At 69.1% G+C, this 20,370-nt stretch carries 17 protein-coding genes; 5 read left to right on the top strand and 12 right to left on the bottom strand.

What is annotated here, in order from left to right; genetic code table 11:
* Positions 1–6: 6 nt before the first annotated feature.
* The 4 genes from AVE30378_RS14370 to AVE30378_RS14355 form a co-directional block, all read right to left on the bottom strand.
* Positions 7–1,281, bottom strand: coding sequence for an MdtA/MuxA family multidrug efflux RND transporter periplasmic adaptor subunit (locus AVE30378_RS14370; protein ID WP_129241548.1), 1,275 nt, complete (start codon positions 1,279–1,281; stop codon positions 7–9).
* A 290-nt stretch (positions 1,282–1,571) separates the two neighbouring features.
* Entirely contained in the window at positions 1,572–2,324 is a 753-nt protein-coding gene (gene zapD / locus AVE30378_RS14365; protein ID WP_129241547.1) for a cell division protein ZapD, read from the bottom strand.
* Between the two features lie 46 nt (positions 2,325–2,370).
* Positions 2,371–3,009: a dephospho-CoA kinase gene (coaE, locus tag AVE30378_RS14360; protein WP_129241611.1), complete on the bottom strand. Its 639-nt coding sequence runs from the start codon at positions 3,007–3,009 to the stop codon at positions 2,371–2,373.
* A 52-nt stretch (positions 3,010–3,061) separates the two neighbouring features.
* Positions 3,062–3,910 (bottom strand): prepilin peptidase, encoded by an 849-nt coding sequence (locus tag AVE30378_RS14355; protein ID WP_165360189.1) that lies wholly within the window; start codon positions 3,908–3,910, stop codon positions 3,062–3,064.
* 199 nt (positions 3,911–4,109) lie between these two features.
* On the opposite strand from AVE30378_RS14355, the gene AVE30378_RS14350 reads away from it, so the two are divergent.
* Complete coding sequence (locus AVE30378_RS14350) at positions 4,110–4,871, top strand: copper resistance protein NlpE N-terminal domain-containing protein (RefSeq protein WP_129241545.1); 762 nt, start codon at positions 4,110–4,112, stop codon at positions 4,869–4,871.
* Positions 4,872–5,017: 146 nt separating this feature from the next.
* Here the strand turns inward: AVE30378_RS14350 and AVE30378_RS14345 are convergent, their stop codons facing one another.
* From AVE30378_RS14345 to AVE30378_RS14330, 4 genes are all read right to left on the bottom strand, one after another.
* The gene (locus AVE30378_RS14345) at positions 5,018–5,368 is read right to left on the bottom strand and encodes a response regulator transcription factor (RefSeq protein ID WP_244235045.1); all 351 of its coding nucleotides are present in this window, start codon (positions 5,366–5,368) and stop codon (positions 5,018–5,020) included.
* A 113-nt stretch (positions 5,369–5,481) separates the two neighbouring features.
* Entirely contained in the window at positions 5,482–6,336 is an 855-nt protein-coding gene (gene panC, locus AVE30378_RS14340; protein WP_129241544.1) for a pantoate--beta-alanine ligase, read from the bottom strand.
* A 44-nt stretch (positions 6,337–6,380) separates the two neighbouring features.
* Positions 6,381–7,271 (bottom strand): segregation and condensation protein A, encoded by an 891-nt coding sequence (locus tag AVE30378_RS14335; protein ID WP_129241543.1) that lies wholly within the window; start codon positions 7,269–7,271, stop codon positions 6,381–6,383.
* A gap of 16 nt (positions 7,272–7,287) precedes the next feature.
* Positions 7,288–7,476 carry a DUF3460 family protein gene (locus tag AVE30378_RS14330; protein ID WP_129241542.1) on the bottom strand — a complete coding sequence of 63 codons (189 nt, stop codon included), beginning with the start codon at positions 7,474–7,476 and terminating at the stop codon, positions 7,288–7,290.
* Positions 7,477–7,574: 98 nt separating this feature from the next.
* Here AVE30378_RS14330 and AVE30378_RS14325 point away from each other — a divergent pair, with 98 nt between their 5' ends.
* Both AVE30378_RS14325 and glpK read left to right on the top strand, forming a co-directional pair.
* Positions 7,575–9,029 (top strand): DHA2 family efflux MFS transporter permease subunit, encoded by a 1,455-nt coding sequence (locus AVE30378_RS14325; RefSeq protein ID WP_129241541.1) that lies wholly within the window; start codon positions 7,575–7,577, stop codon positions 9,027–9,029.
* Positions 9,016–10,542, top strand: coding sequence for a glycerol kinase GlpK (gene glpK / locus AVE30378_RS14320; protein ID WP_129241540.1), 1,527 nt, complete (start codon positions 9,016–9,018; stop codon positions 10,540–10,542). Before AVE30378_RS14325 ends, glpK begins: the two co-directional genes overlap by 14 nt.
* A gap of 422 nt (positions 10,543–10,964) precedes the next feature.
* On the opposite strand, the gene AVE30378_RS14315 is transcribed toward glpK, so the two are convergent.
* Complete coding sequence (locus AVE30378_RS14315) at positions 10,965–14,579, bottom strand: indolepyruvate ferredoxin oxidoreductase family protein (RefSeq protein WP_129241539.1); 3,615 nt, start codon at positions 14,577–14,579, stop codon at positions 10,965–10,967.
* A gap of 168 nt (positions 14,580–14,747) precedes the next feature.
* Between AVE30378_RS14315 and mutY the strand changes: the two genes are divergently transcribed.
* On the top strand, positions 14,748–15,827 hold the full coding sequence (gene mutY, locus AVE30378_RS14310; RefSeq protein ID WP_165360188.1) for an A/G-specific adenine glycosylase: 1,080 nt from the start codon (positions 14,748–14,750) through the stop codon (positions 15,825–15,827).
* Positions 15,828–15,873: 46 nt separating this feature from the next.
* On the opposite strand, the gene AVE30378_RS14305 is transcribed toward mutY, so the two are convergent.
* Complete coding sequence (locus AVE30378_RS14305) at positions 15,874–16,695, bottom strand: helix-turn-helix transcriptional regulator (RefSeq protein ID WP_129241537.1); 822 nt, start codon at positions 16,693–16,695, stop codon at positions 15,874–15,876.
* A gap of 112 nt (positions 16,696–16,807) precedes the next feature.
* Here AVE30378_RS14305 and AVE30378_RS14300 point away from each other — a divergent pair, with 112 nt between their 5' ends.
* Positions 16,808–17,578 (top strand): class I SAM-dependent methyltransferase, encoded by a 771-nt coding sequence (locus AVE30378_RS14300; protein WP_129241536.1) that lies wholly within the window; start codon positions 16,808–16,810, stop codon positions 17,576–17,578.
* Positions 17,579–17,590: 12 nt separating this feature from the next.
* On the opposite strand, the gene AVE30378_RS14295 is transcribed toward AVE30378_RS14300, so the two are convergent.
* Entirely contained in the window at positions 17,591–19,147 is a 1,557-nt protein-coding gene (locus AVE30378_RS14295; protein WP_129241535.1) for a mannitol dehydrogenase family protein, read from the bottom strand.
* Positions 19,135–20,346 carry a D-mannonate dehydratase ManD gene (gene manD, locus AVE30378_RS14290; RefSeq protein ID WP_129241534.1) on the bottom strand — a complete coding sequence of 404 codons (1,212 nt, stop codon included), beginning with the start codon at positions 20,344–20,346 and terminating at the stop codon, positions 19,135–19,137. The genes AVE30378_RS14295 and manD overlap by 13 nt, the downstream gene beginning before the upstream one ends.
* Positions 20,347–20,370 lie beyond the last annotated feature (24 nt).

Genomic DNA, 20,370 nt, shown 5'->3' with positions numbered 1-20,370 from the left:
CCTGGCTTACTTCGACGGCGGCGTGGTGCCGGCCGGGGCGCCGGCGCCCAGCGTCTTGTCGCGGGTGGCGGGGATCACGTCCGCGCCGCCCACCACTTCCACCTTGGCGCCCGCGCGCAGGCGGTCGGTGCCTTCGACGACCACCCGGTCGCCGGGCTGCAGGCCTTCGTTGACCGCCACCATGCCATTGTTGATCGCGCCCAGCTTCACCTGGCGCACCTGGACCGTGTTGTCCGCCTGAACCAGGAACACGAAGGCCCCGGCCGAGCCCTGCTGAATGCCGGCCGTGGGGATGGCGGTGACGTCCTTGCGCGTCAGCACGTGCAAGCGCACGTTGACGAACTGGTTCGGAAAGAGCGCGTCGTCGTTGTTGTCGAAGCGCGCTTTCATCTTCAGGGTGCCGGTGGTCACGTCGATCTGGTTGTCCAGCGTTTCGAGCTGGCCCGTGGCGATGCGCCGGGTGTCGGCCCGGTCGTAGGCGTCGACCGCCAGCGTCTTGCCCGCCGCAAGCTCGGCGCGCACCTCGGGCAACTGGGTTTCGGGCAGCGTGAACACCACCGAAATCGGCTGGGTCTGGGTGATCACCACCAGTCCGTTCGTATCCGAACTGGACACCAGGTTGCCGCGGTCCACCTGGCGCAGGCCCAGGCGGCCGCTGATGGGCGCCGTGATGCGCGCGTATTCCAGTTGCAGGCGGGCGTTGTCCACGTTGGCCTGGTCGCTCTTGACGGTGCCCTCGTACTGGCGCACCAGCGCGGCCTGGGTATCGACCTGCTGCTTGGCGATCGAGTCCTGCTTGAACAGGGCCTGGTAGCGCTGAAGGTCGCGGCGGGCGTTCTCCAGTTGGGCCAGGTTCTGCATCTGCGTGCCGCGCGCCTGGTCCAGCGCCACCTGGAAGGCGCGCGGGTCCACCTGCGCCAGCAGGTCGCCCGCCTTCACGAGCTGGCCTTCCTGGAAGGCGACCTCCACCAGTTCGCCGCCGACCCGGCTGCGGACGGTGACCGTGTTGTACGCGGTGACGGTGCCCAGCGATTTCAGATAGATGTCGATGTCCTGCTGGGTGGCGGTGGCGATGCGCACCGGCACCGCCATGCTGGCCATCGCTCCCGCGGGAGGCCGGCCGCCGGGGCGCCCGCCCGGCCCGCCCGCGCCGCCCGGCTTGGCCGAGGGCCGCAGGACCAGCCAGGCGATGCCTGCCGCGACTAGCAACACCACCGCCAATCCGGCAAGGCGGCGGCGGGTCCAACGGGCGGGCGGAGAAACAGGACGGCTTTCAGGCATGGAACGGTTCTGGCGCTGGCGAGGAAAGCCGTATTGTCTACTAGACCGTCCCGAATTCCAGCATCGCGGCCCGTAGTTGAAACTCGGCGCAACAGGTATCAGGCCGGGGTGGGATGGGTGGAGCGCGGGGGTTCTTGAGGAAGAACGCTATTGCTGGACGCGCGAAACCCATTGGGCGGCGCGAGCCGGGATTTGCGCTTGCCGCGAAAAACGGCGGCTGGCGCCGCCTGATGGGTTACGCGCGCTGGGCAACCGGGTTCTTTCTCAAGAACTCTCGCGCTGCACCCATCCTACGAACTGCAAAGGGTCATCTGGAAAGGCACGTCGCGCGCGACCTGCTGGGGCTTGAATTCGCCGTCCTGGGTGGAAAAACGTATCCAGATCATGTACTTATTGGCGCTGATCTCGGGAAACACGCCCTGGGCGGGATCCAGCCACACCCGCAGCAACTGGAACTGCTTGCCGCCCAGCATCTGCTGGTAGGCGCCCTGTTCCCCCACGATGTCGGCCTTGCGGCCGGCCTCGCGCAGCAGGCGCAGCGCCAGGGTCAGGCCGTCGTAAAGGGGAAGGAACGGCGCCACCCAGGATTGCAGGTCCGCGCAGCGGGCCGCCTCGGATTTGTTCTGCCAGGCGAAGTACGAGGGCATGTCGACCTGCGTGGCGCTGCCCGGCACGGACAGGCGCCCTCGCAGGCTGGTCAGCCATTCGTTTTCGCGCAGGGACTGGCCGGTCTTGCCGGGCGCGGCCAGCGCGCCGGCGGACTTTTCCAGTTCGCGCAGCATCGTTTCCAGCGCATCCTGCGCCACGCCGGGATGGTCGCGCAGGCCGACCAGCGCCAGGCGCTGGCGTTCCAGGTCCTGCAGGAGCGCGCCCTTGACGTCGGTGCGCTCGCAGGCGTCGAGAAGATCGAACAGGGAGGTGACGGCGACCTGGTGCTGGCGTGAATCCCCCTCGCGAGCAAAGAAAAACAGCCTGTCGAACAGGTATTCCAGCCGCAGGTAAGCGCGGATGCGCTCATTGAAGGGGTATTCGTAAACAATCACGCTTTTTTACAGGCCCATCGATGGTTGGCCGGCTCGCCAATGTTATTCAGGGGTGCCGGCCCAGGGCATGCCGGCCCGTCGTGGTCGCCAGCGCAAGCCAGCGGTCATGCAGGGTCTTCGCCTGCGCGCGCAATTGTTCCGGCGACGTTGCGCCGTCGTTGACGATGACGTCGTCGGCGGCTTCCAACCGGCTTGCCCGCGCAGCCTGTGCCGCCATGATACGCCGGATGGCGGGCTCCGTCAGCCCGCTGCGCGAACGCACCCGGGCCACCTGCGTGTCGGGATCGCAATCCACCACGCAGATGCGGTCCAGGCGCGGACGCCAGCGCGGCAGGGACTCCACCAAGAGCGGCACGACGAAGACCAGATACGCGCCGGTGGCGGCGCCGGCCTGGCGTTCGGTCTCCTGGCCGATGATGGGGTGCAGGACGGCCTCCAGCCGCTGGCGCACCCGCGGATCGGAAAAGGCCTGCTCGCGCATCCATGCGCGGTCCAGCGCGCCGTCGGGAGCCAGCGCCCGCGGACCGAATTCGCGCTCGATCGCCGGCATGGCGGCGCCGTTCGCGGCGGTCAGCATGCGCGCGATCTCGTCGGTGTCCACGAGCGTGGCGCCCCATTCCGCGAGCATGTCCGCCACGCGGGTCTTGCCCGATCCGATACCGCCCGTCAGCCCGATCTTGAACATACCGCTCATCCCGTGTTTCCCGATGGCGCGCGCCCGGCGCCTGCCGGCCGCGCTAGCCCAACCATGCCCAGAGCCCCTGCGGGCCACCCGCCAGCAGCGTCACGATGCCCGCCAGCGCCAGGTAGGGGCCGAAAGGCAGCGGCTGCCCGCGGCGGGCGCGCCCGCTGAGCGTCAGCGCGCCGCCGATCAGCACGCCCAGCAACGACGCGCTCAGCAGCAGCATCGGCAGGGCCTCGACGCCGAACCATGCGCCCAGGGCCGCCAGCAGCTTGAAGTCGCCGTAGCCCATGCCCTCGCGCCCGGTCAGCAGGCGGAATACATGAAAGATAACCCACAGGAAGACGTAGCCCGCCACCGCGCCGGCCACCGCCATGCGCAGATCGGCGAAGGCGCCCGAAAGATTGACCAGCAGGCCCGCCCACAGCAGCGGCTGCGTCAGCGCGTCGGGCAGCAGTGTGGATTCGAAGTCGATCCAGGCCAGCGCCACCAGCGCGGCCGACAGGCCCATGGCGCACAGGGCCAGGGGCGTCGCGCCGAAGCGCCAGGCGCAGGCGGCGAACAGCGCGCAGGTCAATAGTTCGATGGCGGGGTAGCGCCAGCCTATCGCCGCCCCGCAGGCGGCGCAGCGGCCCCGCAGCAACAGCCAGCCCAGCACGGGCAGGCGCCGCCAGCCGGACACGGCGGCGGCACAGGCGGGGCAATGCGAGGCCGGCGACCACAGGCCGTAGCGGGTCGCGGGCCGCGCCTTGCCGGCCGCCTCCTGGCATTGCGCCTGCCACTCCTGTTCCATCATGCGCGGCAGCCGATGGGTCAGGACCGTCAGCCAATTGCCGACGGCAAGTCCCGCCAGCGCCGCCAGGGCGATGAACAGGCCCGGGGGCAGATCGAAGGCATGCCGCATCGCCGTCATCCGCGAGGACGGCGCGGGCGCGTCGCCGCAACGCCCGCAAGGCCGAGGACGCAATGGAGGACGGGCCGGCGGCCGTGTCGTAATTTGTGCATAAAGTGCGGACTACGCCCAAGAGCGGCTAAGGGAACGTATCGAATCTTCGCATAAGTGCGTAAAATCGGAGACAGACTCAATTCACGGATAAGCTGCCATGGCCGCGCGCGTCGACATCGTTACCCGTTCCCGCAAATTCAGCGTCATGGGGCTCCTGCTGGCGGGCACCGCACTGGGCGCGGCAGGCTGCGCCCAGCAGAAGGCGGAAGGCTATTACGACCCCCCGGTGGAAAGCACCGTGACCGATGCGCAGTACCAGGGTTCGGGCGCCGCCTACCGCAGCGTCATCCGCGCGCCGTCGCAGGTGCAGATCGCGCTCAAGCCCGATGCGCGCAAGCCGCAGAACCAGGCCCAGCAGGCCGCCGCCACGGGCCAGATCACCGAAGACGGCCAGGCCGTGCCGGAAGACACCGGCGGCGGCTCCAGCGCGGCCGCTGCCGCGCCCGCCCCCGCGCCCAATGCCGCGGCGCTCAGCCTGGTGCCGCAGCCGCAAACCTATATGGGCACGCTGCCTTGCTTCTCGCCCGCCATGCAATGCACGGCGCAGCGCGTGACGCTGACGCTGGCGCCCAACGGCCGCTGGCGCGGCCGCACGGCCTACCTCGACGACGACCCCAAGAAGGGCCCCCCGGTTGCCGAACAAGGCTGCTGGGACGCCACCGACGAACGCCCGCCGCGCGTCATCCTGATGGACGGCCAGGGCAATGTCCGAGTGGAATTCCTGGTGGCGGCCAACAATGTGCTGCGCGTGCGGTCCATCGGCGGCCAGACGCCCAACCTGAACTACAACCTGACCCGCCAGCCCGACCTGGACCCGATCGACGAACTGGCCAAGGCGGGCGCGCCCAAGTGTCCGTAATGCCCGGATCCGGCCGCTGACCGCCGCCGCGAATCCAATGCCTGGGCCCCGGGCCTGGCGAACGCCCCGTTCGCCAGGCCCGATGCTTTTGGGCGGGCGGTTCCCGGCCGGGCGCGCGGGCCGCGGCCTCGGGCCAGGGACGGGCGTCATGCCCCCGTGCCGGGCCCTGCCGGGGACGGGCCGTAGTCGGACGGCGGCGGCTCATGCAGCGTGGGAGCCGAAGCGGGCGGGCCTGCTTCCGGGCGGCCGCAGCCCAGCACGGGCGAGGCGCCCGAACGCCCGTGCGCGCACAACCGGCAGGCCAGTTGCATGGCGTTGCGGGCATGCAGCTTGGCGAAGATGCGGGCGCGGTGGGCTTCGACGGTGCGCAGCGAAATGTCCAGGTCGATGGCGATGACCTTGTTCGGACGGCCGGCCGCCACGTAGGCAACGATCTGCCGTTCGCGGGGAGTCAGGGAAGACAGGGCGGCTTCCAGGTCGGGACGGGGGGCTTGCATCGGGCGGCTCTCCTGCAATGTGCGATTGCATTGAGTCTGCCCGGCCGCGCGGGCCGCCGGAAGCTGGCAATTCTGCCAGGGAAGGACATAAATGCCCTCCCCCTGGCGCGGCGTCAGGCCGTGTAGGCCAGTTCCAGGTTGTCGATCAGGCGGGTGCTGCCCAGCTTGGCGGCCGCCAATACCACCAGCGGCTCGCCGGCCTGCAGGTCGGCGGCTTCGGGGCGCTTCAGGTCGCGCTGGCGGCGCAGGGCCACGTAGTCCACCTGCCAGCCGCGCCGGGCCAGGGTTTCGACCGCTTCGCGCTCCAGGGCGGCGGCGTCGCGCTCGCCCTGCGCCAGGCGCTGGCCCACGCGTTGCAGTTCGGCGTACAGCGCGGGCGCCTCGGCGCGGTCGGCATCGCTCAGGTAGCGGTTGCGGGAAGACAGCGCCAGGCCGTCGTCGGCGCGCACGGTTTCATGCGCCAGCACGTCCACCGGCAACTGGAACTGGCGGCACATGTTGCGCACCACCATCAACTGTTGGTAGTCCTTCTTGCCGAAGACGGCCACGCGCGGCTGCACGCAGGAAAACAGCTTCAGCACCACGGTGCTGACGCCTTCGAAGAAGCCCGGGCGGAACTCGCCCTCGAGGATGTCGCCCAGGTCGTCGGGCGGCTGCACGCGGTAGTTCTGCGGCTCCGGGTACATTTCGCGCTCGTTCGGCGCGAACAGCACGTAGACGTCGCGTTCCCGTTCGAGCTTTTCGATGTCGGCGGCCAGGGTGCGGGGATACTGGTCGAAGTCCTCGTTGGGGCCGAACTGCAGCCGGTTCACGAAGATGCTGGCCACCACCGGGTCGCCGTGCTGGCGCGCCAGCTTCATCAGCGCCAGGTGGCCTTCGTGCAGGTTGCCCATCGTGGGCACGAACGACACGCGATTCTGTCCGCGCAGGTGATCGCGCAATTCCTGGATGGTGTGTACGACTTTCAAGGGGACTCTCCGGGGATTGTTTGCGTTCCTGGGCCCGGCCAGGGTCAGGCCGCGACCGCCGCCACGCTGGTATACGCCAGGCGGACGTAGATGGGCGCATAGGGCTCCGCCTGCGTGATCTCCAGCAGGGATTCGCGGGCCAGCTCCAGCATGGCGATGAAATGCACGACGACCACCGCCGCGGGCGCGCCTTCGCGGACGCGCTCCATGAACAGGTCGCCGAATTCCATGAAGCGCACGTCGTTCAGGCGCCGCAGGATGTGCGTCATGTGATCGCGCACGGACAGTTGTTCGCGCGTGATGTGATGGTGCTGGTTCAGCTTGGCCCGCTTCATGATGTCGGCCCAGGCCGCGCGCAGGTCGTCCACGCTGACTTCCGGCAGCATGCGTTCCACGCTCAGGTCGGCCACCGCCTGGCTGCTGACGAAGTCGCGGCCCAACTGCGGCATCGCGTCCAGCTTCTGGGCCGCCAGCTTCATCTGTTCGTACTCGAGCAGGCGGCGCACCAGTTCGGCGCGGGGGTCTTCGGGCTCTTCGCCGGTGTCGGTCTTCTTGACCGGCAGCAGCATCCGCGACTTGATCTCGATGAGCATCGCCGCCATCAGCAGGTACTCGGCGGCCAGCTCCAGATTGTGGATGCGGATCTGCTCGACGTAGGACAGGTACTGCCGCGTGACATCCGCCATGGGGATGTCCAGCACGTTGAAGTTCTGCTTGCGGATCAGGTAGAGCAGCAGGTCGAGCGGGCCTTCGAACGCTTCCAGGAAGATTTCCAGCGCATCCGGCGGAATGTACAGATCCGTCGGCATCTGGAACAGCGGCTCGCCGTAGAGGCGAGCGAAGGCCACGCTGTCAACCGTGTCGGGCGTGCTGTCGACAGGCGGTTCCACTAGCGCGGCCAGGGCGTCGCCCGGGAGGCAAGCGTTTGGGGCCATGGTTGCCGCAAGGGGCTCAGTCGGCCTGGTAGACGTACGGCTTTTGCGGCACGCGGGCCGCGCGGAAGCCTTCCAGCAGTTCCGAGTCCTGCGGTTTGTCCCAAAGGCGCGCGCGGCCTTCGCGCTGGCGTTCTTCGGTGCCAGGATGCGATTGCTTGAAGTCTTTCAGGAACTGGGTGATCTCGGATTCGTAGTTGGTCGCCATGGCACCAATTTCAATGGGTTTCGGATGAGGGGAGTTTACTTCACGACGGCCCTCCCCCCGGCGTTACAATCTGACGGCACCCAACGCCGCCTCCCGCCATGTCCGCAGAATCCGCAGCAGCAGCCCATCCCGCTCCGTCCCCCACCCCGGAAGCGGTGCGCGCGGCGCGCATGATCCCCTTCATCGTCGGCTGTGCCCTGTTCATGCAGATGCTGGACGCCACGGTGGTCGCCACCGCCCTGCCGGCAATGGCGCGGGCCCTGGGATCCACCCCGGTCCGGCTGAACGTGGCCATTACCTCCTACCTGCTGTCCGTGGCCGTGTTCGTGCCCGTCAGCGGCTGGGCGGCCGACCGCTACGGCGCGCGGCGCGTGTTCGTGGCCGCCATCGGCCTGTTCACTCTCAGTTCCGTGGCCTGCGCCCTGTCCCAGGACCTGCCGCAACTGGTCGTCGCCCGGATCGTCCAGGGGATGGCGGGCGCGATGATGGTGCCCGTGGGGCGGATCATCCTGCTGCGCACGGTGCCCAAGCAGGACCTGCTGAAGGCCATGTCCTTCCTGTCCATCCCCGCCCTGCTGGGGCCGGTGATCGGGCCGCCCCTGGGCGGCTTCATGGTCACCTACATGTCCTGGCACTGGATCTTCCTGATCAATATCCCCATCGGGGTCCTGGGCATTTTCCTGGTGCTGCGCTACGTGGCCGAAATCCGCGAGGAAGGCGCCCCCAGCCTGGACTGGCCGGGCTTCCTGCTCAGCGCCATCTGCCTGGCGACGCTGGTCAGCGGCTTCGAGGCCATCGGCCGCGACGTCATGCCGCTGCCGATGCTGCTGGGCCTGATCGCCACGGGCGCCGCCTGCGGCTTCCTCTACGGCCGGCATGCCCGGCGCGCGGAGCACCCCATCATCGACCTGTCCCTGATGCGGATCCCCACTTTCGCCATCGCCACGCTGGGCGGCAACCTGTGCCGCTTCGCCGTGGGGGCCACGCCCTTCCTGCTGGCCATGCTGCTGCAGGTGGGGTTCGGCCTGTCGCCGTTTTCGGCCGGCCTGATCACGTTCGCCAGCGCCGCCGGCGCGCTGCTGATGAAATTCGTCGCCACCCCCATCGTGCGGTATTTCGGCTTCCGCCGCGTCCTGACCGTGAACGCCCTGCTGGCCGGGGCGTTCATCGTGATCTGCGGCGCCTTCACGCCCCAGACCCCGGTCTGGCTGATGATCGCCATCCTGCTGGTCGGCGGTTTTTTCCGTTCGCTGCAATTCACCGGAGTAAATACGCTAACCTATGCCGACATTCCCCCGTCCAAGATGAGCCGCGCCAGCAGCTTCGCCGCCATGGCGCAGCAGCTCGGCATCAGCCTGGGCGTGGGCGTGGCCGCGGTCACGCTGAACATCAGCATGGCTTTGCGCGGCGCCGAGACGTTGGCGATACGGGACGTCGTCGCGGGCTTCATCGTCGTCGGCTTGCTGTGCATGGCTTCGACCTTCTCCTTTGGACGCCTCGACCCTCTGGCCGGGGCACATTTGAACGGCGCGAAACAAAGTGACGACGAATGAATTTGTCCTAGCCCTGGACCAGGGGACCACCAGCTCCCGAGCCATCGTATTCGACCGGGATAGCGTCGTGCGCGGCGTCGGCCAGCGTGAATTCCGCCAGCACTACCCGCGGCCGGGCTGGGTCGAGCACGACGCCACCGAAATCTGGCACAGCCAACTGGACGTGGCCCGCGAAGCCCTGCGCAACGCCGGCGCGACCGCCGCCGACATCGCCGCCATCGGCATCACCAACCAGCGCGAAACCACTCTGATCTGGGAACGCGCCACCGGCCGGCCGCTGGCCCGCGCCGTGGTCTGGCAGGACCGCCGCACGGCGCCCCTGTGCGACCAACTGCGCCAGGACGGCCACGCCGATTTCCTGCAATCGCGGACCGGCCTGGTGCTGGACGCCTATTTCTCGGGCACCAAGCTCGCCTGGCTGCTGGACCACGTGCCCGGCGCCCGCCAGATGGCCGAACGCGGCGAACTGGCCTTCGGCACCGTCGATACCTGGCTGATCTGGCAGTTGACCGGCGGCGCGGTGCACAGCACCGACCCCAGCAACGCCTCCCGCACCATGCTGTTCGACCTGCACACCCAGGACTGGAGCGACGAGATCCTGGCCCTGCTCAAGATCCCGCGCAGCGTGCTGCCCCGCATCGCGCCCAGCAGCGCGGTGGTGGGCGAGGCCCTGCCCGAATGGCTGGGCGGCGCCATCCCCATCGCGGGCGTGGCGGGCGACCAGCAGGCCGCCACCTTCGGCCAGGCGTGCTTTGCGCCCGGCATGGCCAAGAACACCTACGGCACCGGCTGCTTCATGCTGATGAACGTCGGCGACCAGCCGGTGCGATCGAAAAACAACCTGCTGTCCACCGTCGGCTGGGGCCTGCCCCGGGCCGGCGCCGCCGGCTGGCAGCCCACCTACATGCTGGAAGGCGGCGTGTTCGTGGCGGGCGCGGCGGTGCAATGGCTGCGCGACGGCCTGGGCATCATCCAGCGTTCCGAAGAAATCGAATCCCTGGCCGCCAGCGTGTCCAGCACGGACGACGTGTTCATGGTCCCGGCCTTCGCCGGCCTGGGCGCGCCGCACTGGGATCCCTATGCGCGGGGCACCCTGGTGGGCCTGACCCGCGGCACCACGCGCGCCCACATCGCCCGCGCCACGCTCGAATCCATCGCCCTGCAAAGCGCCGAACTGCTCACCTGCATGAACGCCGACAGCGGCATCGCGCTGACCGAACTGCGCGTGGACGGCGGCGCGGCCCGCAACGACCTGCTGATGCAGATGCAGGCGGACCTGCTGGGCGTGCCCGTCGTGCGCCCGCGCGTGCCCGAATCCACCGCGCTGGGCGCCGCCGGCCTGGCCGGCCTGGCGGTGGGCTTCTGGTCCGGCCAGGACGAGTTCGCCTCGAAGTGGCAGGCGGAACGCACCTTCGAACCGACCTGGCCCGAATCGGTGCGCGACGCCCGCATGAAGCGGTGGCGGCAGGCCGTGGAACTGTCCAAGGGCTGGTCCGCGAATGCGGGAGCGTGAGACTGCCCGCCAATATGCGCGGTCAGGTGTCTGACACCCGTACGGCAAGACGATCGGTCAGGTGTCTGACACCCCTACGGCAAGACGATACGAGCTTGAGGCAACGCTTCCCGGGTGTCAGACACCGATCATGGGCAGCAACGCCTTCCCCCCGAGGGTGTCAGACACCCGGCAACACCTCTGCAATCCGTACCCGCATCTCGTACGGGTGTCAGACACTAGGCGGTCAGGTGTCTGACACCCGTACGGCAAGACGATACAGGCTTGAGGCAACGCTTCCCGGGTGTCAGACACCCATCATGGGCAGCAACGCCTTCCCCCCGAGGGTGTCAGACACCCGGCCGCACCTCTGCAATCCATACCGGCAACTCGTACGGGTGTCAGACACTAGGCATCCAGGTGTCTCGGATGCCTTCCCCGCCTCAAGCCACCCGCACCCCTCCTATCGGCACCACCGTCGCGCTGAATTCCTTCAGCAGTTCTTCCCGGCGGGCCACGGCCTTTTCCATCGCGGCTTCCTTCACGTGCCCGTAGCCCCGGATCTCTTCCGGCAGGCAGGCCAGGGCCACGGCGCGGTCCAGGTTGCCCCGGTTCAGCTTGGACAGGATCGCCGTCAGCGTCTCCCGGTACTCGCGTATCAGCTCGCGCTCGGCGCGGCGCTCCGCGGTGTAGCCGAAGACATCCAGCCTTGACCCGCGCAAACCGCGCAGCCTGGCCAGCAGGCGGAAGACGCGCAGCATGCCGGGGCCGTAGCTGCGCTTGACCAGGTGGCCCGCCTTGTCCCGCCGCGCGAATAGGGGCGGAGCCAGGTGGAAATGCAGCTTCCAGTCGCCTTCGAACTGCTCGCCCACCCGCTTGAGGAACTCGCCGTCCGTATACAGCCGCGCCACCTCGTATTCGTCCTTGTAGGCCATCAGTTTGAAGTAGCCGCGCGCCACCGCCAGCGCCAGCCGGTTCGTGCCCGTGGCCTCGCGCTCGGCGCGCGCCACCTTGTCCACCAGGTCGGCGTACTGCTTGGCGTAGGCCGCGTTCTGGTAGTCGGCCAGGAACGCCTTGCGCACCGATACCAGTTGCTCCAGTTCGCCCGCGGGCCGCTTCAGGGCCACCACCGGACTGGGCGCGCGCGGGCGCTTGAGTTCGATAATGCCTTCGGGAGGCCCGGACGGCGCGCCGCCGTTGGCCAGCAGCCGGTTCACGCCCGCCAGGTCGTGGGCCGCGCGGCGGCCCCAGGCGAAGGCCGCGATATTGTTCGGCACCTGCTGGCCGTTCAGTTCGATGGCGCGCAGCAGCGCATCCTGGGACAGCGGGATCCAGCCCTTCTGGTAGGCATAGCCCATCATCAGCGGGTTGGCGTAGATCGCGTCGCCCAGCAGGCCCACGGCCAGGGCGGCGGCATCCACGGTGTCGAGGTTGTCCTTGCCGCAGGCGGCCCGCAGGTCCGCCGTCAGGTCGGCGCCCGGCAGCGTCCAGTCGGGATTGCCGACGAACGCCGCGGTGGGCGCGGTGTCGCTGTTCAGCAGGGCCCGCGTGCGGCCCGGCCGCAGCCGCGCCATGGCTTCCATGCTGGTGGCCACGACCAGGTCGCCGGCCAGCAGCAGGTCGGCTTCGCCCATGGCGACCCGGGTGTTCATCAGGTGGTCCGGCGTCTGCGCCAGCACCACGTGCGAATACACCGCGCCACCCTTCTGCGCCAGGCCCGCCATGTCCAGCACCGAACAGCCCTTGCCCTCCAGGTGGGCCGCCATGCCGAGCAACTGGCCGATGGTGACCACGCCCGTGCCGCCCACCCCGGCGATGAACACGCCATAGGGCTGCTCCAGCCCGCGCAAGGCAGGGTGCGGCACGCCCTCGTCGATGGCGCCGTCCTGCGCCAGGGCGCGCGGCTTCTTCAGCTTGCCGCCCTCCACCGTCACGAAGCTGGGGCAAAAGCCCTTCAGACAGGAGAAGTCCTTGTTGCAACTGGACTGGTTGATCGTGCGCTTGCGGCCGAACTCCGTGTCCAGCGGTTCCACCGACAGGCAGTGCGACTGCCGCGAGCAATCGCCGCAGCCTTCGCAGACGCGTTCATTGATGACGACGCGGCGCGCCGGGTCCGGGTAGGCGTTGCGCTTGCGGCGGCGGCGCTTCTCGGTGGCGCAGGTCTGGTCATAGATCAGCACCGACACCGCGGGATGTTCGCGCAATTCCCGCATCACCGCGTCGAGTTCGTCGCGGTGGCGCACCGGCACGCCCGGCGCCAGGCCTTCGGCATGCTTGTACTTCCCGGGCTCGTCCGTCACCACGACGATTTTCTCGATGCCTTCGGCCGCCATCTGGCGGCTGATCATCGGCACGCTGAGCGGGCCGTCCACCGGCTGCCCGCCCGTCATCGCCACGGCGTCGTTGAACAGGATCTTGTAGGTGATGGGCACCTTGGCCGCCACCGCCGCCCGTATCGCCAGCAGGCCCGAATGGAAATACGTGCCGTCGCCCAGGTTGGCGAACACGTGCTTTTCCTCGGTGAACGGCGCCTGGCCCACCCAGGGCACGCCTTCGCCGCCCATCTGCGTAAAGACGTCCGTGCTGCGGTCCATCCACCTGACCATGTAGTGGCAGCCGATGCCCGCCATTCCGCGCGACCCCTCCGGCAGGCGCGTCGAGGTATTGTGCGGACAGCCCGAACAGAACCAGGGCTTGCGCTCTTCGACGACGCGCGGGCGCGCCAGCGCCTGCTCGCGTTCGGCGATGAAGACCAGGCGCGCCTCGATGCCGGCGCGCACGTCCTCGGGCAGCTCGAAGCGCAGCAGCCGCCCGGCGATCGCGCGCGCGACCATGGCGGGCGAGAACTCGTAATGCGCCGGCAGCAGCCAATTGCCCTGGGGCACCGACCATTCGCCGCCGTCCTTGTCGTCGAACTTGCCGACCACCCGCGGGATCTTCTTGCCGCTGCCGATCCAACTGAACAGCTCTTCCTTCAACTGGTATTCCAGCACCTGGCGCTTTTCCTCGACGACCAGGATCTCGTCCAGGCCTTCCGCGAAGCGCTGCGTGCCGGCGGACTCCAGCGGCCAGACCATGCCCACCTTGAACAGGCGCAGGCCGATGCGCCGGCAGACGGCCTCGGACAGGCCCAGGTCGGACAGCGCCTGGCGCGTGTCCAGGTAAGCCTTGCCGGAGGTCATGATGCCGAAGCGCGCGTCGCGCTGCGGCACGTCCCACAATTCCTGGTTGAGCCGGTTGGCGCGGGCGTAGGCCAGCGCGGCGTAGAGCTTGTAGTCCAGCAGGCGGGCCTCCTGCTGCAGCGGAGTGTCCGGCAGCCGGATGTTCAGGCCGTCGGCCGGCGGCTGGAAGTCGTCGGGCAGCAGGATCCGCACGCGCTGCGGGTCCACGTCCACCGAGGCGGAAACCTCGACGATGTCGGTAATGCACTTCATGCCCACCCAGACGCCCGCGTAGCGGCTCATCGCCCAGCCGTGCAGCCCGTAGTCCAGCACCTCCTGGACACTCGACGGAAACAGCGCCGGGATCATGCAGGCCTTGAGGATGTGGTCGCTCTGGTGCGGCAGCGTGGACGACTTGGCCGGATGGTCGTCGCCCGCCACCACCAGCACGCCGCCGTGGCGCGAGGTGCCGGCGGCGTTGGCGTGTTTGAAGACGTCGCCGCAGCGGTCCACGCCGGGCCCCTTGCCGTACCACATGCCGAACACGCCGTCGTACTTGGCGCCCGGGAACAGGTTGACCTGCTGCGAGCCCCACACTGCGGTGGCGGCCAGGTCTTCGTTGATGCCGGGCTGGAACTCGACGTGGTGCGCCTTCAGGAACTTGGCCGCCTTCCACATGTTCTGGTCGACCCCGCCCAGCGGAGAGCCGCGGTAGCCGGACACGAAACCCGCCGTATTCAGCCCCGCCCGCAGGTCGCGCGCGCGCTGCATCATGGGCAGGCGCACCAGGGCGTGGATGCCGCTCATCCAGGCTCGGCCGGATTCCAGGGTGTACTTGTCGTCCAACTGGACGGATTCGAGCGCCGCGCGCAGCGCGGGCGAGAGAGGGGCGTTCATGTCTGCTCCGAGGGATCCTGGAACCCCCGCCGGCTTCGCGCGACACCCTCTTGAAGCGCGCGCGGGCGAGCAGGGGACGTGAATTCCGGGCGCTGGCGCGCTTCTGTTTTACTTGGTTGTAACCGCTACCCCCACCCCGGGCAATAGGGCGATGCGATAATTGCCTCCATGGACTTCGCCCCACGCATCGTCGACTGGCAGCGCCAGCATGGCCGCCACGATCTTCCCTGGCAGAACACCCGGGACCCCTATCGGATCTGGCTGTCCGAGATCATGCTGCAACAGACCCAGGTCGCGACCGTCATTCCCTATTACGAACGCTTCCTCCAGCGCTTCCCGGACGTGGCCGCGCTGGCCGCCGCCGCGCAGGAAGATGTGATGCCCTACTGGGCCGGCCTGGGCTATTACGCCCGCGCCCGCAACCTGCATCGCTGCGCACAGGAGATCGCCCGCGACTGGAACGGCCGCTTCCCGCCCACGGCCGAAGCCATCGCCACGCTGCCCGGCATTGGCCGCTCCACCGCCGCCGCGATCGCGGCGTTCGCCTACGGCGAACGTTCCCCCATCCTGGACGGCAACGTCAAGCGCGTGTTCACCCGCCACTTCGGCATCGCGGGCGACCCGGGCAAGCGCGAGATCGAGCAGCGGCTGTGGGCGCTGGCGGACGCGCAGGTCGAGGCCGCGCCGGACCTGGACATGGCCGCCTATACGCAAGGGCTGATGGACCTGGGCGCCACCCTCTGCACGCGCGGCAAGCCCGCCTGCGGCAAGTGCCCGGTGGCGGACAGTTGCGTGGCCAGGCGGGAGGGCCGCCAGGCGGAGCTGCCCACGCCGAAGGCGCGCAAGGCCATCCCGGAACGCGAGACCTGTATGCTGGTGCTGCGCCACCAGGGCGCGTTCCTGTTGCAGCAGCGGCCCGAGCCCGGCATCTGGGGCGGGCTGTGGAGCCTGCCCGAATTCGACACGGCCCAGGACCCGGACAGCGCCTCCCGCGCGCTGGGCCTGGAGCCCGAGCAGCGCTTCGAACTGGCCGCCTTCGCCCACACCTTCACCCATTACCGCCTGCACATCCGGCCCTGGCTCGTGCCGGTGCGCGCGGCCGGCCTGCGCGAATCCGCGCTGCCGGAACGCTGGGTGCCCGCCGACAAGCTGGCCTCGACGGCCCTGCCCGCTCCCGTGAAAAAGCTGCTGCTGGGATTGGTGGAGGCAGGCTTGCAGGGTGGGCTGTTCGACGACGGCGCGGCCTGAAGCGCCGCGCGCCCCCGGCTACGCGCCCCCGGCTACGCGCCCCCGGCTACGCGCCCCCTCCCAGCAACATCACCAGCTTCAGGTCCGGATGCGTCGCCAGGCGGAACGTGATCTGCTGGTAGGCGAGCTTGCCGCGCAGCGGGTGCTGGAACTCGCGCAGGCCGCCTTCGCGTTCCACCACCGCGTGGCGCGTCCACCAGTGGGCGAACACCGGGCTTTGCCGGCTCAGGTTGTCCAGCAGCGCAAGCACCGCCGGCTCGTCCAGGTGCGCGCCGGCATCGGCCCGGAATTCCGCCACCACGCGGCGGGCGCGCTGGTCCCAGTCCACCACCAGTTCGCGCGCGGCCGGATCCAGGAAGATGTAGCGCAGCAGGTTGGGTTCGGCGTCGCGCCTGGGCCAATCGTCGAACAGGTCGCGCAGCGGCTCGTTGTAGGCCAGCACGTTCCAGGCGCGGTCCAGCACGTAGGCGGGCGCATCGATGGCGTTCACGCATTCCTGCAGCGATCCCGGCACGCCGCCCCCGTCGTCGCGGGCGTGCTGCGGATCGGCGCAATCGGCCAGGTCGAACAGATAGGCGCGCTCGGCGCGGGCCAGTTGCAGCACGCCCGCGATCCGCGACCAGACCGAAGGCGATACCGAGACCTCCCGCCCCTGTTCGATCCAGGTGTACCAGGTCACGCTGATGCCGCAAAGCTGCGCGACTTCTTCGCGCCTCAGCCCCGGCGTGCGGCGGCGCATGCCTTCGGGCAGGCCGGCCATACGGGGCGTGATGCGGGATCGCGCGCTGCGCACGAACTCGCCCAGCGCCTGGCGGCGCACGCGGGAACCTTCGTGGCCGGCGGCGCCGGCCTGGGGGGAAGTAGTCATACCAGGATCAGGAATGGGCTTGTACGTGTATAGCGGCCCGCCTATCTTAGCGCCTGCGCCGCTTGTTCCGAGCGGCCCGCCCTTTATCCGCCCTCGCACCCAAAGGATTCCCATGACCGCCAGCACGCACGACGACGCCGTCGACCGCCAGTTCAGCCCGCGCGCCTCCGCCTACCTGACCAGCGCCGTCCACGCCCAGGGCGAAGACCTGCTGCAAATGGCGGGCATCGCCGGCCAGCACCCCGGCGCCCGGCTGCTGGACCTGGGCTGCGGCGGCGGCCACGTGAGCTTTCACGTCGCGCCCCAGGTCAAGCACGTGACCGCCTACGACCTGTCGCAGCAGATGCTGGACGTGGTCGCCGGCGAAGCCGCCAAGCGCGGGCTCGCCAACCTGGCCACCTGTCAGGGCAAGGCCGAATACCTGCCGTTCGGCGACGGCGAATTCGACCTGGTGATGTCGCGCTATTCCACGCACCACTGGCAGGACGCCGGGCGCGGTCTGCGCGAAGCGTTCCGCGTACTCAAGCCCGGCGGCACCGCCGTGTTCGCCGACGTGGTCTCGCCCGGCGAGCCGCTGCTGGACACCTGGCTGCAGACGATCGAGGTGCTGCGCGACACCTCGCACGTGCGCGACTATTCCGTCGCCGAATGGACCCGCATGCTGACCGAGGCCGGCTTCACCCTGCAAGGCCTGGTCCCGCGCCGCCTGCCCCTGGAATTCCAGTCCTGGGTGACGCGCATGCGCACGCCGGACACGCTGGTGGCGGCGCTGCGCCACATGTTCGGTATCGCGCCGGACGTGGTGCGCGCGCATTTCGAGGTGCAGGACGACGGCTCCTTCACCAGCGACACGGCCACCATCGTGGTGAAGAAGCCGGGCTGATCCGATCCCGGATCAGCGGGGCGCGGACGGGGCGGCCAGCGCAGCCAGCGCGCCGGCCACGCCCTGGCTGCGCAAGGACTGCGCCGCCTGCGCCACGGCCCGCAGGAAACGCGGGTCCCGGCCCAGATCTCCGAACACCGGCGCAAGACTCGTCAATGATTCGGTCCAGGCCAACATCGCCGCCGGCCCCTCCCCCGCCTCTTGCGCCGCCTGTTCCGCCAGCGCGTACTGGCGCGCCAGGACGTCGGCCAGGGGATCCTGGATCTCGTAGCGGCGTCCGGCCTGGTCCACGCCCCGCAGGAAATGCAGCCACCCCGCCACGGCCAGCGCCAGGCCAGGTATGGGCAAATCCGCCGCCAGCCGCGCGCACACCGTGTCCAGCAGGCGCTGCGGCAGCTTCTGCGAGCCGTCCATCGCGATCTGCCGGGTCTGGTGCTTGAGCGCCGGGTTCTCGTAGCGCTGCAACAAGCGGGCTTGATACTGCGCCAGGTCCAGGCCAGGCAACGCCGGCAGGGTCGGCACGATCTCGTCCTGCATCAGCGCGGCCAGATAGGCTTTCAACGCAGGCTGGGCCATCGCTTGGTCCACCGTGGCCCAGCCGGCCATCACCGACAGATAGGCCAGCGCCGAATGCGCGCCGTTGACCATGCGCAGCTTCAGCGTTTCGAAGGGCGCGGCCTCGGCCACGAAGCGCGCGCCGCCCGCCGTCCAGTCCGGCCTGCCGGCGGCAAAGCGGTCTTCCACCACCCATTCCAGATACGGCTCGGCCAGCACAGGCCAAGCATCCTGCACGCCCAACGCGTCGGCCACCTGGCGGCGGTCGTCGTCCGTCGTGCGGGGCACGATGCGATCCACCATCGAACACGGAAACGCGCATGACGACGCGATCCATGCGGCCAGCGCGCGATCGACCTGCTCGGCAAACGCCAGCACCATGCCGCGCAACAGGTGGCCGTTGCCGGGCAGGTTATCCAGCGACATCAGCGTGACGGGCGCAAGCCCCGCCGCCCGCCGCTGCTGCAACCCCCATGCAAGGAACCCGATCGTGCTGCGCGGAGCCAAAGGCTGCCCCAGGTCGTGCACGATGTCCGGATGGTCCAGGTTCAGTCGGCCGCTGGCCGGATCATGGCAATAGCCTTTCTCGGTGACGGTGACACTGACGATGCGCGTGTCCGCATGCGCAATGCGCGCCAGCACCGCCTGCGGATCCTCCGGCGCGACAAGGGTTTCCAGCAGGCAGCCGATGACCGCGACCTGCTGGCGCGGCCGGCCCGCCGCATCGGCGCTGCGCAAAGCCAGGGCGTACAGCCCGTCCTGCGGCGCCAGCGCGTCGCGCGTATCGGCCTGGCGCAGCGAGACGCCGCAAATACCCCAGCCGCGGTCCGCGCCCGCGTGCAGCGCGGCCTCGTTGACGGCGGCCAGGTGCGCGCGCGCGAAAGCGCCCAGGCCCAGGTGCACAATGCCCACGCGCAGGGAGGCCCGGTCATAGCCGGGGCGCGCCACCGCGTCCGGCAGCGCGGACAGGCCCATGGGCGACAGGCGCGCCGCGCCGGCGGCTACCAGTTCCATAGCGTCCCGTCCTGCTGCAGGCGGTTGACCGGCAGGTAGGCGCGCTTGTACGGATACTTGGCGGCCAGCTTCTCGTCGATGTCGACGCCATGGCCCGGCACGTCGCCCGGATACAGCATGCCCCGGTCGAACGTATAGGCATGCGGGAAGACGGCATCGGTCTCGTCCGTGTGGCGCATGTATTCCTGGATGCCGAAGTTGGGCACCCACAGGTCGAAGTGCAGCGCCGCGCCCATGCAGACGGGCGACAGGTCGGTGGCGCCGTGGCAGCCGGTCCGCACCTGATACAGCGAGGCCAGGTCCGCGATGCGGCGCAGGTGCGTGATGCCGCCCGCATGCACCACGGTGGTCCGGATGAAGTCGATCAACTGGTTCTGCACCAGGTCCTTGCAGTCCCAGATCGAATTGAATATCTCGCCCACGGCCAGCGGGGTGGTGGTGTGCTGGCGGATCAGACGGAACGCCTCCTGGTTTTCGGCGGGCGTCGCGTCCTCCATCCAGAACAGGTTGTAGGGCTCCAGCGACTTGCCCAGGCGTCCGGCTTCGATGGGCGTCAGGCGATGGTGCACGTCATGCAGCAGGTGGTGGTCGAAGCCCAGCTTCTCGCGGATGCGTTCGAACAGTTGCGGCGTGTGGCGCAGGTACTTCTCGGTGGACCAGTCGTGCTCGCTGGGCAGGTCGGCGTCGGCGGGTTCGTAGAACAGGTTGCCGCGGCCCACCCCGTAGACCTTGTCCAGGCCCGGCACGCCGCTTTGCGCGCGGATGGCGCGGTAGCCCATGTCGGCGTAGCGCAGCACTTCGTCCACCGTATGCTCGATGTCCGACCCGTTGGCGTGGCCGTAGACCATCACGCCGCTGCGGCTCTTGCCGCCCAGAAGCTGATACAGCGGCAGGCCGGCCGCCTTCGCCTTCAGGTCCCACAGCGCCGTGTCCACGGCGGCGATGGCGGTCATGGTGACCGGCCCCCGGCGCCAATACGCGCCCTTGTACAGGTACTGCCAGATGTCTTCGATCTGGTGCGCATCCCGCCCGATCAGGCAGGGGATGACGTGTTCGGTCAGGTAGGCCGACACGGCCAGCTCGCGCCCGTTCAGGGTGGCGTCGCCGATGCCGGTCAGCCCCTGGTCGGTTTCGATTTTCAGCGTCACGAAATTGCGGCCCGGCGAACAAACGATCGCGCGCGCGTTCGTAATTTTCATTTTAGGTTTCCGTAGAGACAGGAA

The sequence above is a fragment of the Achromobacter veterisilvae genome, assembly GCF_900496975.1.
GTDB classification, from domain to species: Bacteria; Pseudomonadota; Gammaproteobacteria; order Burkholderiales; family Burkholderiaceae_B; genus Achromobacter; species Achromobacter veterisilvae.
The sequence above is the reverse complement of the archived record's forward strand: the minus strand, read 5'-3'. Positions and strand labels throughout refer to the sequence as shown.